Source organism: Mesorhizobium sp. P160219 (assembly GCF_057786095.1).
In genome coordinates this window covers 4,177,317-4,192,437 of the sequence record NZ_JBYNWG010000001.1, presented here as the reverse complement: position 1 = coordinate 4,192,437, position 15,121 = coordinate 4,177,317, and the positions used below count along the sequence as shown (strand labels likewise).

Genomic DNA, 15,121 nt, shown 5'->3' with positions numbered 1-15,121 from the left:
ATTGCTGCATCAAAATGAAAAAGGCGGGAAATTTCCCGCCTTTTTCGTTTGTCATGGATCGAACAATGACGAGCGCAAAGAACTCAGGCTGCCCTTGCTGGCGCGATGGGCTGCAAGCTATGCCTCCAGCATGAGGAAATACGGTCGCACCTTTCATCTGCCGATATCGGTCGGAGCCACCAGCGACGACAAGGTCATGGCGTCGCTTGAAGGACTAAGGGTGGCTGATCTTGTGGTCACCGAGAAGATGGATGGAGAGAACACAACCCTTCATCGCGATGGCTCTCACGCGCGCAGTCCCGATAGCCGTTATCATCCATCCCGAGACTGGCTGAAGGCATTTGCAGCAAATGTTTCACCGCAACTTGCTGACGATGAACGGATTGTCGGCGAGAACCTCTATGCCCGACATTCGGCTGCGTATGATGCGCTGCCGTCATTTTTTCTTGGCTTTGCATGGATCATCGGGACCGAGATTCAACCGTGGGATTTGACCCTGGCCCGGTTTGAGGAACTGGGCATCACTCCTGTTCCCACGCTCTATCGTGGGCCTTTCAGCCCCAACCTCTTCGATAATCTGGCTGCGTCCCTGGATAAGGCCAAGCAAGAAGGCTTTGTGGCTAGGGTTGCCGAAGCATTTGCTGAGGCAGACATGCCCATTCGCATGGGCAAATATGTACGGGCAGGACATGTCCAGAGTGAAACCCACTGGATGAAGGCAGAACTGGTCACCAACCGTCTGGCAGGCGGCTAAGGTTCCTGGGTCTCAAGCGCCTCGCCGGGTTCGCTCAGATCACCGAGTCCGTCCAGCTCACGATATCCTTCGCCGCCTCGCCGAAGGCGCTGTCGAGCGCGCTGACATAGGCCGGATTGCCGCTGCCCGAGACGGGAGCGGATGCGGTGAAGCTCTTCGAGGCGCGCACCTCGCCGTTGCGGTCGTTCAGGATGCGCACGAAGAGATTGACCTCGGCATGCTCGCCACCATTGACGCGGACTTCGAAGGAGCGGATCTCGACGATCACCTGGTAGTCGATCGCCAGCCCCTCGCCCGGCTTGCCGACGCCGGCAAAGCTTCCGGAGCGCTGGAAGGTTTCGGCGAGCCTCGCCTGCACGATCAGCGGCAGCCGGTCGGCCCATTGCGCGCCCTTGAGATACTGGATCGAGCGATCTGACGGCTTGATGACGATGTTCTGGCTGTCCAGCGCCTTGAGCGCGGAGGGCTGGGCGATCAGGATCTGGCGGCGGCTGTGGCCATGGGCGTCGATCGACGGGGCGGACAGCTCGAACGTATCGAGTGGCGCCGGCTTGCCTCCCAACGCCGCGCAACCAGCCAGCGTCAGGCCAAGCAAAACGGCCGCCGATTTATACCCACCCAACCCGAACGTCACGCGTGATCCCCACTGTCCCCGGATCGTATGATGAATCCGCATCCGCGGTCCATGTAATTGCTGCGGGCGTGCACGGAAGTCAACGCCGTGCCCTGCCATCGAACTGCCGGACCTCACCGTCGCCGCCCGACAGGATGCGCTGCGGGTTGCGGCTGAGATCGGTCACCGCCTCTTCGATGCGACTGATCGAACGCCGGCTGTCCTGGACCAGCGCCTCGACATTCGACAGGCCCTGGCCCGAGAAGCGCGCGATGTTGTCGGTGATCGTGCCAAGCCGGGCGTTCAGCGTGTCGGCGACCTGCTTGAACGACTTCAGCGTGTCCCTGGCATCGGCCATGACGCCGTCGGCTTGGCCCGAACCGAGCAGCGTATCGACCCTTTTCAGGATGCCGTCGACGCGCACCGAGGCATCGTTGAGGCGCGACGCAAGCTGTTTGGCGTCCTTGATCGTCTCGTCGATGTCGTCGGCCCGGTCGGCGAACTTGTCGGTCACCTTGGCGATGTCGGCGGCGGCCTTGTTGGCATTTTCGCTGGCCTTCTGAATGTTGGCGAGCGCCACGCGCACTTGTGCCGGATCGATGCCGTCGAGCACATTGTCGACCTTGGCCAGCGTGCCTTGCGTGCGCGTGGCGAAATCGTTGACCGAGCCGACCGCGGTATCGACGTTCTTGATCACGCCGTCGAGCTGTCCGCTGGTCTCCTTCAGATTGGCGGTGACGGCGTCCACATTGGCGACGATGCTCTTGATCTTGTCCTTGTCGACGGCATTGAGCAGGCCTTCGGCAGCCTTCAGCGTGCCGTCGAGCTTGCCGGAAACACCCTTCAGCTCATCCGACAGCGCGCTGACGGCGGTCAGGAACTTGTCGATGCCGTCGGCATTCCTGGCCAGCGCATCGGAAAATGTCTGGGCGTTCTTGACGGTCTGGGTCAGCGGCCCGCGCACATCCCTGGTGAAACCTTCGAGTTCGGAAAGCACCTTGTCGGCACGGGTGAAGATATTCTGCGCAGTCTGCAGCAGGTTGGTGACCGCCGATGGATTGGCGACGATCTCGGCGGTCCTGCCTTCCTTTGCCGCCTCTTCCAGGAGATTTGGTTCCTTTGGATCGGCGCCCTTCAATTCGATGTTGACCTGGCCGGCAAGGCTGGCGATGCCGATATCGGCCTGCGTCGATTTGGTGAGCGGCGTTGTCTGGTCGATCTCGGTCGTAGCAATGGCGGCATTGGGGTCATTGCGGTCGAAATAGACGCGCTTGACCACCCCGACCTTGACGCCGTTGAACAGCACCAGACTGCCGGGGCCGAGGCCGGAGGCCGAACCCTGAATGCGCACGCGCAGCTCCGCCGTCTCGCCGCGATCACCGATCTGGGCGGTCCAATAGACGAACCCGAACGCCGCCAGGATTGCAGCCAGGGTGAAAATGCCGACAATTACGTAGTTGGCTCTGGTTTCCATTGCCCCACTTATGTCTATGCGCGCGCGGCAAGATCAAGTTGCCGAGCCCGTTTTCCGCGGAAATAGGATTTGACCCACGGTTCTTCGCTTTTCAGCATGTCGCCGATCGTGCCTTCGACCAGGATTTTCTTGTTGCCGAGCACCGCCACGCGGTCGCAAGCGGTAAACAGCGTGTCGAGATCGTGCGTCACCATATAGACCGTCAAATCCATCGTATCGCGCAGCTTGACCACTAGTTCGTCGAATTCGGACGCGCTGATCGGGTCGAGGCCGGAAGTCGGCTCGTCGAGGAAGACGATATCGGGGTCGAGCGCCAGCGCCCGCGCCAGGGCGGCGCGCTTGATCATGCCGCCCGAAAGCTCCGAGGGAAATTTTTGCGCGGCGTCCGGCGGCAGGCCGACCAGTTCGATCTTGAGCAAGGCCAGCTCGTCCATCAGTTTCTTCGGCAGATCGAGATATTCGCGCATCGGCACCTGCACGTTTTCCTGCACGGTCAACGCCGAAAACAGGGCGCCGTGCTGGAAAAGCACGCCAAGCCGCATATCGATGCGCAACCGTTCGATGTCGCTGGCCTTTTCGAGGTCGAGACCAAACAGCTTGATCGTGCCGGACTGCTTGTGCAGCAGGCCGAGAATCGTGCGCAGCAGCACCGATTTGCCGGCGCCCGAGGCGCCGACGAAACCGAGGATTTCGCCGCGCTTGATGTCGAGCGCCAGTTTGTCGAGGATCAGCTTGTCGTCCAGGGAAACGGTGATATCGCGCACCGACAGCACGATATCGTCTTCTTCCATTCCCTGCACAGCTTTGGTCGCCTTTGAGTTTCTGTGCATCATGTCAGAACTCGATCGATGCGTAGAAGATGGCAAAAAGGCCATCGAGGATGATGACGACGAAGATCGATTTCACAACCGAGGCGGTGACGTGCAGACCCAGCGATTCGGCGCTGCCGCCGACCTTCATGCCTTCTACGGAAGCAATGGTACCGATGATCATGGCCATGAACGGCGCCTTGATCAGCCCGGCGAAGATGGTGCTGATATCGATTGCCCCGCGCAGCCGGTCGATGAAGGCCGTCGGCGCAATACCGGAATAAAGCCAGGCGGCTAGGATGCCGCCGCCAAGAGCGGCAAAATTGGCGACGATGGTGAGACAGGGCAGCGCGATCACCAGCGCCACCAGGCGCGGAAACACCAGCACGCCGATCGGGTTGAGGCCGATGACCTTCAGCGCGTCGACCTCCTCGCGCATCTTCATCGAGCCGATCTCGGCGGTGATGGCGCTGCCGGAGCGGCCGGCGATCATGATGGCGGTCATCAGCACGCCGAGTTCGCGCAGGATCAGCACGCCGACCAGATCGACAACGAAAATGTTGGCGCCGAAATAATTGAGCTGGTAGGCGCCCTGCTGGGCGACGATGGCGCCGACGATCGCCGACATCAGCACCACCACGGGGATGGCGCCGACCCCCATGCGATCGATCTGGTTGAAGATCGCCGCCGGATTGATGGCATGGCCGCGCCCGAGCTTCATCTGGGCGCCGCCGATGGTGGCGCCGAGGATGTTCATCGAGGCGAGGAAATCATCGCGCATCTCATAGATGCGGCGGCCGACCGCCTCCAGCCCGCGGAGGATGATGTTGGGGCGCCGGACGCCGCGCGATTCGGGCTCGCGCCGGACAGCTTCGCCAACGGCGCCGAGCAGGATCGAGGCGACATCGCTTTGCCCCTGCATCTTGATCTCGACACCCTTCTTTTCGAAGACACTGACCAGGCGATCGATCAGCCAGGCGCCGGCGGTGTCCATCTTCTCGATGTGGGAAAGATCCAAAGCGAGCGTCTGGAAGCCTTTGCGCTGCTCGATCTTGCGCATCTCGGCGTCGATCAGCGCCACTGTCGTTGTCGTCCAGATGCCGGAGAACGCGCAGCCGAGGACGCCGCCCTCCTCGCCGACCGCAACGCGGGGCTGGTGGTCGGCCTCCTTGGCGGCGTTGCCGCTTGCGTCGCGTTTGCCGATGGTCAACATGGCGTCCTGTTTAGCCTGACGGGTCGTACCTGTCGATTTGCCGACGACGCGTTGTCGCATAGCCGGAGCAGAAAATTATGGCGCGTGTCATTTCGGTTGAGGCCGAGCGTTTTCCCATTGCCGGCACCTTCACCATCTCGCGCGGGTCGAAGACCGAAGCCGAAGTCATTACCTGCACGATCAGTGATGGGGACAATCGCGGATGGGGCGAATGCGTCCCCTACAAGCGCTATGGCGAGACCATGGAGGGGGTGCGCGACGCCATCGAGGCCATGCGCCGGCAGATAGAAGGCGGCATCAGCCGCAAGGAACTGCTCGATGCGATGCCGGCGGGTGCTGCCCGCAACGCCATCGATTGCGCCTTGTGGGACCTGGAGGCCAAGATCAGCGGCGTTGCGGTCGCGGACGCCATCCACGTTGTGCCCTTGTCGGCGCTGGAGACGGCCTACACGCTGTCGCTGGGCGAGCCGGAGGCAATGGCGGCGCAAGCCCGCGCCAATGCCGGGCGGCCGCTGCTCAAGGTCAAGATTGGCGGCGACAACGACATGGCCCGCATCCGCGCCGTGACCGAAGCGGCGCCCGACAGCCGCATCATCCTCGACGCCAATGAAGGCTGGATCGATGCCAACATCATCGAGAATCTCGCTTTCGCCGCCGAACATGGCATAGCCCTGATCGAACAGCCGCTTCCCGCCGGCCATGATGCCATCCTGCGCCACATCGCGCATCCGGTGCCGATCTGCGCAGACGAAAGCGTCCACGAGGCGAAGGACCTCGAAACGCTTGTCGGCCTCTATGACGCCGTCAACATCAAGCTCGACAAATCCGGCGGCCTGACCGCCGCCCTTACCCTTCGCAACCGCGCCCGGGAGCTGGGATTCGGCGTGATGGTCGGCTGCATGGTCGGCACGTCGCTGGCGATGGCGCCGGCAGTGCTTTTGGCGCAAGGCGCCGACTTCGTCGACCTCGACGGTCCGCTGCTGCTTGCCCGCGACCGCCAGCCCGGCCTCGTGTACCAGGGGTCGCTGGTGTCACCGCCTGACAGGATGCTGTGGGGCTGAACGCGCGGCGAGCCCGATCAGCGCCAGGCCGACGATGGCGATCGGGATCATCGCCAGGAAGCCGTCGACGCCGTAGCGCTCGTAAAGCGGGCCGGACGCCAGCGTCACCGCCGCCATGAAGAAGCCGTTGAAGAAATAGGCAATGCCTTGCGCCGCACCCGTGCGTTCTTCCGAAACCGTTTCGCCGATCATCTTCTGCAGGCCGATCAACACCATCGCCACCGACACCGAATGCAGGGTCTGGACGCCGAAGAAACCGGCGACGCCAAGCCCGAGTGGCCAGATCAGCGGAAAGGCGATCCAGCGCACGATGGAGCCGATGCCGGCGATCAGCATCACCTTGACGACCGAGACCGAGGCAAAAATACGGTTGAAAAACACGAACATGCAGACCTCGGCCACTACGCCCCAGGCCCACAGCAGGCCAACGACGGAATCGCTGATGCCGACCGATTTCCAGTAGATGGAGACAAAGCCGTAGAGGAAGGCATGGCTGGCGGTGATGATGCCGACGCCGAGGGTGAAATACAGGAAATACGGATTGAGAAGGCTCGGCGCCTGATGCTGGATGTCGGCGGCCGAAAGCGGCGAAGCGCGGCGCGGGCGGCCAAGCCGCGGCGCCAGCAATCCGGCGACGAGCGCGGCAGACAATGCCGCAAAGATGATTACCGGCACGGCCTGCGGGCTCGTCCAGGCGAGGATAAAGCCGCCTGCGACATTGGCGCAGAGATAGGATATCGAGCCCCATTTGCGCATCGCGGTGTAGTTCGAGCCGAAGCGGCGCACACCCGACAGCGCGAGCGAATCGGCGATCGGCGAATGCGGCGTCCACACCACCGTCAGCGCCAGCGATACGGCAAGCACCGCCGCATAGGTGGGAGTGAGGAAATAGCCGGCGGAAAGCACCATCGTCGCGGCCACCAGCGCAATATAGACATCGGCCCTGTCCTTCGCCCGGTCGGCCAGCGCGGTCAGCAGCGGCGTCGTCACCACGCGCAGGAACATCGGCGCCGCCAGGATGATGGCGATCTGCTCGGCGTGGAAACCCTGGGCATGCAGCCACAGCGGGAAATAAGGCACATGCGTTCCCAGGGACATGAATAATGTCGCGAAGATCAGGCTCATGCGCAGTTCGAAATGGCGCGGCTTGACGAGTTGTTTGGGCGAGAGCGGCGGCAGCGACATGAATCGATCCAATTACGCTGCACAAAGGGCTGCAACGCAGATCGATCCCTTAACATGCGCGAAAGCGGTCCGAAACTGCCTGGACCAGTCGATTAACAGGAGGGTTATGCCGCTTCGACGACCCTGTCTTCGATGAGCAGCGGGATGAACGGCTCGTCCGGTGCTTCGGGCAGCACCAGCGCCCAGTGGATGATCTCCATCTTGCCGTCGAAATGTTCGACCACCGCCGTGCAGCTCTCCACCCAGTCGCCGGTGTTGATGTACTGCACATTCTCATAAGTCTCGATCGCGGCGTGATGGATGTGGCCGCAGATGACGCCGTCAACGTGCGAGCGGCGGGCCTCCTCGGTCAGCACGGTCTGGAACGAGCCGATGAAGTTGACCGCCTTCTTGACCTTGACCTTGGCCCAGGACGAGAACGACCAGTAGGGAAGCCCAAGCAGGTGGCGCAGCCTCGTCACCGCGCGGTTGACCAGCATCGCCGCGTCATAGGCGTAATCGCCGAGATAGGCCAGCCAGCGTGCATTGTGGACGACGGTGTCGAACTGGTCGCCATGGATGACCAGCAGGCGCCTGCCATCGGCGGTTTCGTGGATGGCGCGGTCGGCAACGACGATGCCGCCGAAATGCACGCCTTGGAACTGGCGCGCGAATTCGTCGTGATTGCCGGCGATATAGGTGATCGAGGTGCCCTTGCGCGCCTTGCGCAGCAGTTTCTGGACGACGTCATTGTGGCTCTGCGGCCAATGCCAGCTGCGCCGCAGACGCCAGCCGTCGACGATGTCTCCGACGAGATAGATGATATCGGCGTCGTGATACCGCAGGAAATCGATCAGGAACTCGGCCTTGGCCGCCTTCGATCCGAGATGCAGGTCGGATATGAACATGCTGCGGAAAGTGCGGGTTTCTGTACCGGACATCAGATCGTCACCGTTGCTTTCGCGCAGGCTATGCCCCGATTCATGCAACAACCGTATGACGGTTGCGATTGGGCCAGCCAAAGGGCTAGCGTGCCGCGCCATTCACAGGAGAAAATCGTCATGGATCTGGGCATCAAGGGCAAGAAGGCGATCGTCTGCGCATCGAGCAAAGGGCTGGGCCGCGGCTGCGCCATGGCGCTGGCCGAGGCCGGCTGCGATCTCGTCGTCAACGGCCGCAATGCCGAGCTGCTGGCAAAAACCGCAGCCGAACTGCGCGAACGCTACGGCGTGAAGGTGACCGAGATCGTCGGCGACGTCTCGAAACCCGACGTGCAGAACGCGCTCCTTGCCGCCTGCCCCGACCCGGATATCCTGGTCAACAACAATGGCGGCCCGCCCTTGCGCGATTTCCGCGAACTCGACCGCGCAAAGATCCTCGAAGGCGTGACGCAGAACATGGTGACGCCGATCGAACTGGTGCAGGCCGTGATCGACGGCATGGCCAAGCGCGGCTTCGGCCGCATCGTCAACATCACCTCGCTGTCGGTCTACGTCCCGATTCCCGGCCTCGATCTGTCGTCCGGCGCGCGAGCCGGGCTGACCTCGTTCCTGGCCGGCGTGGCGCGCACGGTGATCGACCGCAACGTCACCATCAACAGCCTGCTGCCGGGCAAGCTCGACACCGACCGGCTGCGCGGCCCGCATGAGGCCGGCACGATGGAAGACCCGGCAGCGGCCGCAGCGCGCAAGACCCGCATCAGCGCCGACGTTCCGGCCAAGCGGCTCGGCACGCCGGAAGAGTTCGGCCAGATCTGCGCCTTTCTGTGCTCGGTCCATGCCGGTTATCTCACCGGCCAGAACATCCCGGTCGATGGCGGCCTCTATGTCAGCGCGTTCTGAAGGGCTCAGTGCATCCTCAGCAGGATTTCCGCGCAACCGTTTGAAATAATTCGGTCTTTTCGGCCCCGGTTGTTTTAGCCGCCCTTGCGTTATTTGGCGTCGCGAAAAACCATTTTTGCGTGCTAAAAGGCTGCAAAGCAGGTTTGAGGGAGCGGCCGCATGGAAGGCGAGAACAAGAAAACGGCACGTTCGGACCTCGACGAAGCCGCCCTCTACTTCCACAAGCATCCAAGGCCGGGAAAGCTCGAGATTCAGGCAACCAAGCCGCTCGGCAACCAGCGCGATCTGGCGCTGGCCTATTCGCCTGGTGTTGCCGCCCCCTGCCTCGAAATCCGCGACAATCCGGCGACCGCCGCCGACTACACGGCGCGCGCCAATCTGGTCGGCGTCGTCTCCAACGGCTCGGCCGTTCTCGGCCTCGGCAATATCGGCCCGCTCGCCTCCAAGCCGGTGATGGAAGGCAAGGCGGTGCTGTTCAAGAAATTCGCCGGCATCGACGTCTTCGACATCGAGATCGATGCGCCGGGCATAGAGCGCATGGTCGAGACGATCTCGGCGCTGGAGCCAACTTTCGGCGGCATCAATCTCGAGGACATCAAGGCGCCCGAATGCTTCGAGGTCGAGGCGCAGTTGAAGGCCCGCATGGGCATTCCCGTCTTCCATGACGACCAGCATGGCACCGCCATCATCGTCGCCGCCGCCGTGCTCAACGGGCTGGAATTCGCCGGCAAGACCATTTCCGACATCAAGATCGTCACCTCAGGCGCCGGTGCGGCAGCGCTCGCCTGCCTCAACCTGTTGGTCTCGCTTGGCGCCAAGGTAGAGAATATCTGGGTCACCGACCGCTTCGGCGTCGCCTACAAGGGCCGCACCGACGAGATGGATCGCTGGAAAGACCCCTATGTGAAGGACACCGAGGCGCGCACGCTGGCCGATGTGATCCCTGGCGCCGACGTTTTTCTCGGCCTGTCGGCCGCCGGCGTGCTGAAGCCGGAACTGCTTGATCATATGGCGCCTAAGCCGTTGATCCTGGCGCTGGCCAACCCCAATCCCGAGATCATGCCGGAGGTCGCGCGCGCCGCCCGTCCCGACGCGATGATCTGCACCGGCCGTTCCGATTTTCCCAATCAGGTCAACAACGTGCTTTGTTTTCCTTACATCTTCCGCGGTGCGCTGGACTGCGGCGCCAGCGCCATCAACGAGGAGATGAAGATGGCCGCGGTCAGGGCAATTGCTGCCCTTGCCCGCGAGGAACCATCCGACGTCGCCGCCCGCGCCTATTCCGGCGAGACGCCGATCTTCGGACCCGACTTCCTTATCCCCTCGCCCTTCGATCCCCGCCTGATCCTGCGCATCGCGCCGGCGGTGGCCAAGGCTGCCTGCGACACCGGCGTCGCGACCCGGCCGATCACCGACTTCGCCGCCTATATCGACCAGCTCAACCGCTTCGTCTTCCGCTCCGGCCTGGTGATGAAGCCGGTGTTTTCGTCGGCCAAGGCGTCGACCGCCAAGCGCGTCATCTATGCCGACGGCGAGGACGAGCGCGTGCTGCGCGCAGCCCAGGTGGTGCTGGAGGAAGGCATTGCCGAGCCGATCCTGATCGGCCGCCCGCATGTCATCGAGGTCAGGCTGAAGCGCTACGGCCTGCGTATCAAGCCGGGCGTCGATTTCGGCCTGATCAACCCTGAGGACGATCCGCGCTACCGCCATTATGTCGACCTGTTGATCGAGCTTGCCGGCCGGCGCGGCGTGACGACGGAGGCCGCGCGCACCATGGTGCGCACCGACAATACGGTGATTGCGGCACTGGCGCTGAAGCGCGGCGATGCCGACGCCATGATCTGCGGCCTCGAGGGTCGTTTCGAGCGGCATCTGCGCAATGTGACGCTGGTCATCGGACCACGCGCAGGCGTCAAGGACCGCGACCTGTCGACGCTGTCGATGCTGATCTCGCAACGCGGCATCATCTTCCTCACCGACACCCATGTCTCGGTCGACCCGACGGCCGAGGAGATCGCCGAAATGACCATTCTGGCGGCCGAGGAAATCCAGCGCTTCGGCATCGAGCCGAAGGCAGCGCTGCTGTCGCATTCGGATTTCGGCTCGCGCGATTCACCCAGCGCGCTGAAGATGCGGCAGGCGGCGGCGATCCTGGCGCGCGTTGCGCCCGACCTGCAATGCGATGGCGAGATGCATGCCGATTTAGCCCTGTCGGAGCATCTGCGCCAGCGCGTCTATCCGCATTCGCGGCTGAAGGGCGAAGCCAATCTCCTGGTGTTCCCCAACCTCGACTCCGCCAACATCACGCTGACCGCGCTGCGCACGATGATGGATGCGCTGCATGTGGGCCCGATCCTGCTTGGCACCGACAAGCCGGCGCATATTTTGACGCCGTCGGTGACGTCGCGCGGCGTCGTCAATATGACGGCGCTCGCGGTGGTCGAGGCGGCGCACAAGGCGCAGGCGGTGGTTCATTTCGGCTGAGTTTCTCACGCAGGCGCGAAGCGGTAATGCCCGGTCTGCTTGAAGGCGAACAGCGTGTCCTCCTCGCGGGCGCCCGCCCCGATATTGTGGATGACCAGCGCTCGTTCCGGCACGTCCGCCGAGCGTTCGGCTGAGACGATGACGATGTGCGGCAGGTTGCCGGGCAGCATCTGGGTGACGATATCGCCCGGCTGAAAGTCGGGAGGATACTCGCTGGCGGGCAAGGAAACTCCCTTGCGCCCGAAAAATGCGGCAAGATTGCCGACCCGTCGGTGGTCGATGTTGCGGTCGGTCGCTTTCAGGCCCCAGGTCTTGGGATAGGCGGCGAAATTGGCGGCCATATCCTCATGCACCAGTTTCTGCAGGTCGAGATTGAAGGCGCGGCGATAGGCGCGCACGATGACATCCGTGCACACGCCCCTATCCGGCGCGACATCGCCGCCGGGATAGTCGAGGCGGACATAGGCCGGGTCGTAGAAGGTGGTGACGCCGATCTGCTCACGCGCGGCTTCGACCAATTTGCTGCGCCAGTCCGGAGCGGCTGGATTTTCCTGCGCCCGGGCGGCGGGCGCCGCCAGGCACAACAGACCGAACTGCAGCGCGGTTCGACGGGTAATCGCGATCATGCCAGCTCCCCGGGGCATTGCTGGATCGTGGGATAATTCCGGGGCGATTGCGCCTTTTTCATGCAGCGGTGAGATCGCACAGTTGCCGCTCTATCCAAACGCCTCCTGCAACGCGTCTATGGGCTAAGACCATCTTTGGTTGTAGATTGAGGGAACGGTTAACGGCGAATCCGGTAGACAGGCAGGCAAGCGGGGTTCGGGCAATGACGGGCGGACGATGGAGGCTGAAGCACCTGGCTGCGCTGCTCGGAGCGCTTGTGCTTTCGGCCGTCGCCACCACTGAACCGCAGGCCGCCTCCCGCGTTTGCCGTCAACTGGAAGCCGAGCTTGCTTCTTCATCGAATGGCGGCGGCAATTCCAGCATGGTGCGGAAGTATGACAAGGCCATCTCCCGCCAGTTCGAACAGCTATCAAAGGTGCGCGGTCGTGCGAGCGATGCGAATTGCGGGTTTTCGCTGTTTTCGCGCAATGTCAGCCAATGTGCTGCGCTGAACAGCAGCATCGATCGCATGAACGCCAATCTCGATGCGTTGCAAGCCAAGCGCGCGCAGCTTGCCGGCGGCGGCTCGCGGGGCGACCGCGGCCGCATCCTGGCCGCGCTCGACGCCAATGGCTGCCGCGACGAGCCCGCGCCGCGCCGGGAGCCGCTGCAGGAAGCCAGCCGCGAACCCGACGACGGCAATCTGTTCGACCAGCTTTTCGGCGGCAACCGGCAGATCGACACGCTCGATCAGCCCGATGATCCCGGCGAGGAGCGCAATGTGCGCCGGGTGCTCAATCAGCCCGGCGTGCCGGATTTCCCGACGGTCGGCGGCGAGTTCCATACGAGCTGCGTGCGCACCTGCGACGGCTATTTCTTCCCGATGTCGAACTCGGCTTCGCTCGGCGATTTCGAGCGCGATCAGAAGAATTGCGAATCGAGCTGCCCCGGCACCGAAATGCAGGTGTTCTATTCGCGCGGCATGGAAGACGATTCGGCCAACATGACGTCGTCGGTGACCGGCAGGCCCTACAGCGAGTTGCCGACCGCCTATCTCTACAAACAGCCCAACATGTCGCGGCCGCTGGCTTGTGGCTGCAATGCGCAGGCCGGAAATTTCGAGATCATCGGCGGCAACCCGCCACCGCCCGAGCAATCGCAGCCTGATACCGAGACAACGCCATTCATTCCGGTGCCGGCGGCCAAACCCGATCCGGGCGCGGATCCGGAGACGCTGGCGAACGTACAAGGCGGGCTCGACCGCGCCGCCATCAAGCGCCTTGCCGTCAAGCCGGTGGTGTCGCCGGTGTCGCTGATCCCGCCGGACCAGCGCAAGGTCAGGGTCGTCGGGCCAGCGTTCCTTCCCGACCCAGCAGCGGCAATAGATCTGCAAGCTCCGGCCCGGAAGCAAGTCCGGTAAGGGCCAACCTGAGCGGCATGAACAGCGCCTTGCCCTTGCGGCCGCTGGCTTCCCTGATCCTGGCCGTCCAGTCTTTCCAGACCGTGCCGGTCCACGGCTCTTCCGGCAGCAGGTCGAAGGCCTGCTGCAGGAAGTCGCGATCCTCGTCGGAAAATTCCGGCGCCGGCCGCGGGCCGTCGGCAAGGATGCGCCACCAGCCGACCGCGTCGCTCAGCCGGTCGAGATTGCCGCGCACCGCCAGCCAGAACGGCTCGGCCTTGTCGCCGGAGATGCCGAGCACGATCAGCCGATCCTGCGCCTCGGAAAACGGCATGTGGTGCATGAGCGCACGATTGAGCACGAACAGCTCGTCCGGGTCGAATTTGGCCGCCGATTTCGACGTGGCGGCGGGATCGAAGCGCGCGGCCAGTGCCGGCATGTCATGCACCGCCGCGACATTTTCCGAGGTGCCGACAAGGACGGCCAGCGAAGCCACAGCCATCGGTTCGATGCCCTCCTCGCGCAGGCTTTCGATCGACAGCGCACCGCTGCGCTTCGACAGGCCCTCGCCCGAGGCCGTGGTCAAGAGATTGTGGTGGCCGAAGACAGGCGGCTCGGCGCCCAATGCCTTGAACAGCGCGATCTGCACGCCGGTGTTGGTGACGTGGTCGTCGCCGCGGATGACATGGCTGACGCCCATCTCGATGTCGTCGACGACCGAAGGCAGCGTGTAGAGATAAGTGCCGTCCTCGCGCCGCAGCACCGGATCGGACAGTGAGGCCAGATCGACGGTTTCCTCGCCGCGCACCAGATCGTTCCAGTGCACTTCGGTGCGCTCGGGCTGCAGCGGATCGCTGGTGAAATTCGGCAGCAGAAAGCGCCAGTGCGGCCGGCGGCCATCGGAGCGGTATTCGGCGATCTGCTGCTGCGAAAGCGCCAGCGCCTCGCGGCCATAGACCGGCGGCAGGCCGCGCGTGCGGCGCACCTTGCGGCGCAGGTCGAGTTCTTCGGGGGTCTCGTAGCAGGGATAGACAACGCCGGCTCTCTGCAGCCGCTCCACCGCCGCGTCGTAAGTTTCGAAGCGCCGCGACTGGTATTCGGTGGCGTCGGGAAAAATCCCCAGCCAGTGCAGGTCGTAGAGGATGGCGTCGGAAAATTCCTGCCTCGAGCGGGCAATGTCTGTGTCGTCGAAGCGCTGGATGAAACGGCCCTTGTTGTTCATGGCAAACAGCCAGTTGAACAAGGCGGTGCGGGCATTGCCGATATGAATGCGGCCGGTTGGTGAGGGGGCAAAACGGACGGTAACTGTCATGGGCGGGGCGTAACGGATGCTCTTGGAATTGACAAGACGCGCCCCCGCGCGACGCCAAAGACATAATGCACGCCAGCTAAAATGAAAAGGCTGTGAGCCAGAATCCGGCCGGGCCTGTCTCGGGTGAACCGCTCACCAGCGGTCCACGCCGGCAGAATCGGGCTTTCCTCAGCCGCTTTTTGTCCCCGTTATCCACATATGTGACACACAAGATGTTGGGGTCACAAAAGCTACGCAAACGAATCCTTGACGACGCAAACCGAGTCGCCCTTTATGTGCCATGTGCTCTTGTTGAGGGCGCGACCGGAGAGTTTCGAGCCCGGTCATTTTTCCCGGATTTTGTGCGTTTTGGCCATGATTTCCGCCTGTTTACGAGGCTGGCGGAAGCGTT

At 63.1% G+C, this 15,121-nt stretch carries 13 protein-coding genes; 5 read left to right on the top strand and 8 right to left on the bottom strand.

Going from position 1 to position 15,121, the window contains the following annotated elements; translation table 11 throughout:
- Position 1: 1 nt before the first annotated feature.
- Complete coding sequence (locus AC3EMP_RS20245; protein ID WP_245261339.1) at positions 2–754, top strand: RNA ligase family protein; 753 nt, start codon at positions 2–4, stop codon at positions 752–754.
- 34 nt (positions 755–788) lie between these two features.
- Here the strand turns inward: AC3EMP_RS20245 and AC3EMP_RS20240 are convergent, their stop codons facing one another.
- From AC3EMP_RS20240 to AC3EMP_RS20225, 4 genes are read right to left on the bottom strand one after another with little or no spacing between them, the layout of a single operon-like run.
- Complete coding sequence (locus AC3EMP_RS20240) at positions 789–1,430, bottom strand: ABC-type transport auxiliary lipoprotein family protein (RefSeq protein ID WP_488494663.1); 642 nt, start codon at positions 1,428–1,430, stop codon at positions 789–791.
- Between the two features lie 37 nt (positions 1,431–1,467).
- The gene (locus AC3EMP_RS20235) at positions 1,468–2,841 is read right to left on the bottom strand and encodes an MlaD family protein (protein ID WP_023708614.1); all 1,374 of its coding nucleotides are present in this window, start codon (positions 2,839–2,841) and stop codon (positions 1,468–1,470) included.
- Between the two features lie 14 nt (positions 2,842–2,855).
- Positions 2,856–3,674, bottom strand: a complete 819-nt coding sequence (locus AC3EMP_RS20230; RefSeq protein WP_488494662.1) for an ABC transporter ATP-binding protein — start codon at positions 3,672–3,674, stop codon at positions 2,856–2,858.
- 1 nt (position 3,675) lies between these two features.
- Positions 3,676–4,863, bottom strand: a complete 1,188-nt coding sequence (locus tag AC3EMP_RS20225; protein WP_023708615.1) for an MlaE family ABC transporter permease — start codon at positions 4,861–4,863, stop codon at positions 3,676–3,678.
- Between the two features lie 77 nt (positions 4,864–4,940).
- Here AC3EMP_RS20225 and dgcA point away from each other — a divergent pair, with 77 nt between their 5' ends.
- The gene (gene dgcA, locus AC3EMP_RS20220; protein ID WP_023690143.1) at positions 4,941–5,924 is read left to right on the top strand and encodes an N-acetyl-D-Glu racemase DgcA; all 984 of its coding nucleotides are present in this window, start codon (positions 4,941–4,943) and stop codon (positions 5,922–5,924) included.
- On the opposite strand, the gene AC3EMP_RS20215 is transcribed toward dgcA, so the two are convergent.
- Both AC3EMP_RS20215 and AC3EMP_RS20210 read right to left on the bottom strand, forming a co-directional pair.
- On the bottom strand, positions 5,895–7,109 hold the full coding sequence (locus tag AC3EMP_RS20215; protein WP_352536840.1) for an MFS transporter: 1,215 nt from the start codon (positions 7,107–7,109) through the stop codon (positions 5,895–5,897). The genes dgcA and AC3EMP_RS20215 overlap by 30 nt on opposite strands.
- A 104-nt stretch (positions 7,110–7,213) precedes the next feature.
- On the bottom strand, positions 7,214–8,029 hold the full coding sequence (locus AC3EMP_RS20210; RefSeq protein ID WP_352536841.1) for a UDP-2,3-diacylglucosamine diphosphatase: 816 nt from the start codon (positions 8,027–8,029) through the stop codon (positions 7,214–7,216).
- A 120-nt stretch (positions 8,030–8,149) separates the two neighbouring features.
- Here AC3EMP_RS20210 and AC3EMP_RS20205 point away from each other — a divergent pair, with 120 nt between their 5' ends.
- Positions 8,150–8,929, top strand: a complete 780-nt coding sequence (locus AC3EMP_RS20205) for an SDR family oxidoreductase (RefSeq protein ID WP_023699356.1) — start codon at positions 8,150–8,152, stop codon at positions 8,927–8,929.
- Positions 8,930–9,088: 159 nt separating this feature from the next.
- Entirely contained in the window at positions 9,089–11,413 is a 2,325-nt protein-coding gene (locus AC3EMP_RS20200) for an NADP-dependent malic enzyme (protein ID WP_488494661.1), read from the top strand.
- A gap of 5 nt (positions 11,414–11,418) precedes the next feature.
- Here the strand turns inward: AC3EMP_RS20200 and AC3EMP_RS20195 are convergent, their stop codons facing one another.
- Positions 11,419–12,039 (bottom strand): DUF1287 domain-containing protein, encoded by a 621-nt coding sequence (locus AC3EMP_RS20195; RefSeq protein ID WP_352520278.1) that lies wholly within the window; start codon positions 12,037–12,039, stop codon positions 11,419–11,421.
- Between the two features lie 203 nt (positions 12,040–12,242).
- Between AC3EMP_RS20195 and AC3EMP_RS20190 the strand changes: the two genes are divergently transcribed.
- Entirely contained in the window at positions 12,243–13,439 is a 1,197-nt protein-coding gene (locus AC3EMP_RS20190) for a DUF2865 domain-containing protein (protein ID WP_023690148.1), read from the top strand.
- Here AC3EMP_RS20190 and gltX read toward each other — a convergent pair.
- Positions 13,357–14,730, bottom strand: a complete 1,374-nt coding sequence (gltX, locus tag AC3EMP_RS20185; RefSeq protein ID WP_352711979.1) for a glutamate--tRNA ligase — start codon at positions 14,728–14,730, stop codon at positions 13,357–13,359. The two genes, AC3EMP_RS20190 and gltX, sit on opposite strands and share 83 nt — an antisense overlap.
- Positions 14,731–15,121: the final 391 nt, after the last annotated feature.

What these genes read in the sequence shown, in the direction of transcription:
- AC3EMP_RS20240 (WP_488494663.1), bottom strand. Translation starts at nt 1,430, where the DNA reads ATGCGGATTCATCATACGATCCGGGGACAGTGGGGATCACGCGTGACG.
- AC3EMP_RS20235 (WP_023708614.1), bottom strand. Translation starts at nt 2,841, where the DNA reads ATGGAAACCAGAGCCAACTACGTAATTGTCGGCATTTTCACCCTGGCT.
- AC3EMP_RS20230 (WP_488494662.1), bottom strand. Translation starts at nt 3,674, where the DNA reads ATGATGCACAGAAACTCAAAGGCGACCAAAGCTGTGCAGGGAATGGAA.
- AC3EMP_RS20225 (WP_023708615.1), bottom strand. Translation starts at nt 4,863, where the DNA reads ATGTTGACCATCGGCAAACGCGACGCAAGCGGCAACGCCGCCAAGGAG.
- dgcA (WP_023690143.1), top strand. Translation starts at nt 4,941, where the DNA reads ATGGCGCGTGTCATTTCGGTTGAGGCCGAGCGTTTTCCCATTGCCGGC.
- AC3EMP_RS20215 (WP_352536840.1), bottom strand. Translation starts at nt 7,109, where the DNA reads ATGTCGCTGCCGCCGCTCTCGCCCAAACAACTCGTCAAGCCGCGCCAT.
- AC3EMP_RS20210 (WP_352536841.1), bottom strand. Translation starts at nt 8,029, where the DNA reads ATGTCCGGTACAGAAACCCGCACTTTCCGCAGCATGTTCATATCCGAC.
- AC3EMP_RS20205 (WP_023699356.1), top strand. Translation starts at nt 8,150, where the DNA reads ATGGATCTGGGCATCAAGGGCAAGAAGGCGATCGTCTGCGCATCGAGC.
- AC3EMP_RS20200 (WP_488494661.1), top strand. Translation starts at nt 9,089, where the DNA reads ATGGAAGGCGAGAACAAGAAAACGGCACGTTCGGACCTCGACGAAGCC.
- AC3EMP_RS20195 (WP_352520278.1), bottom strand. Translation starts at nt 12,039, where the DNA reads ATGATCGCGATTACCCGTCGAACCGCGCTGCAGTTCGGTCTGTTGTGC.
- AC3EMP_RS20190 (WP_023690148.1), top strand. Translation starts at nt 12,243, where the DNA reads ATGACGGGCGGACGATGGAGGCTGAAGCACCTGGCTGCGCTGCTCGGA.
- gltX (WP_352711979.1), bottom strand. Translation starts at nt 14,730, where the DNA reads ATGACAGTTACCGTCCGTTTTGCCCCCTCACCAACCGGCCGCATTCAT.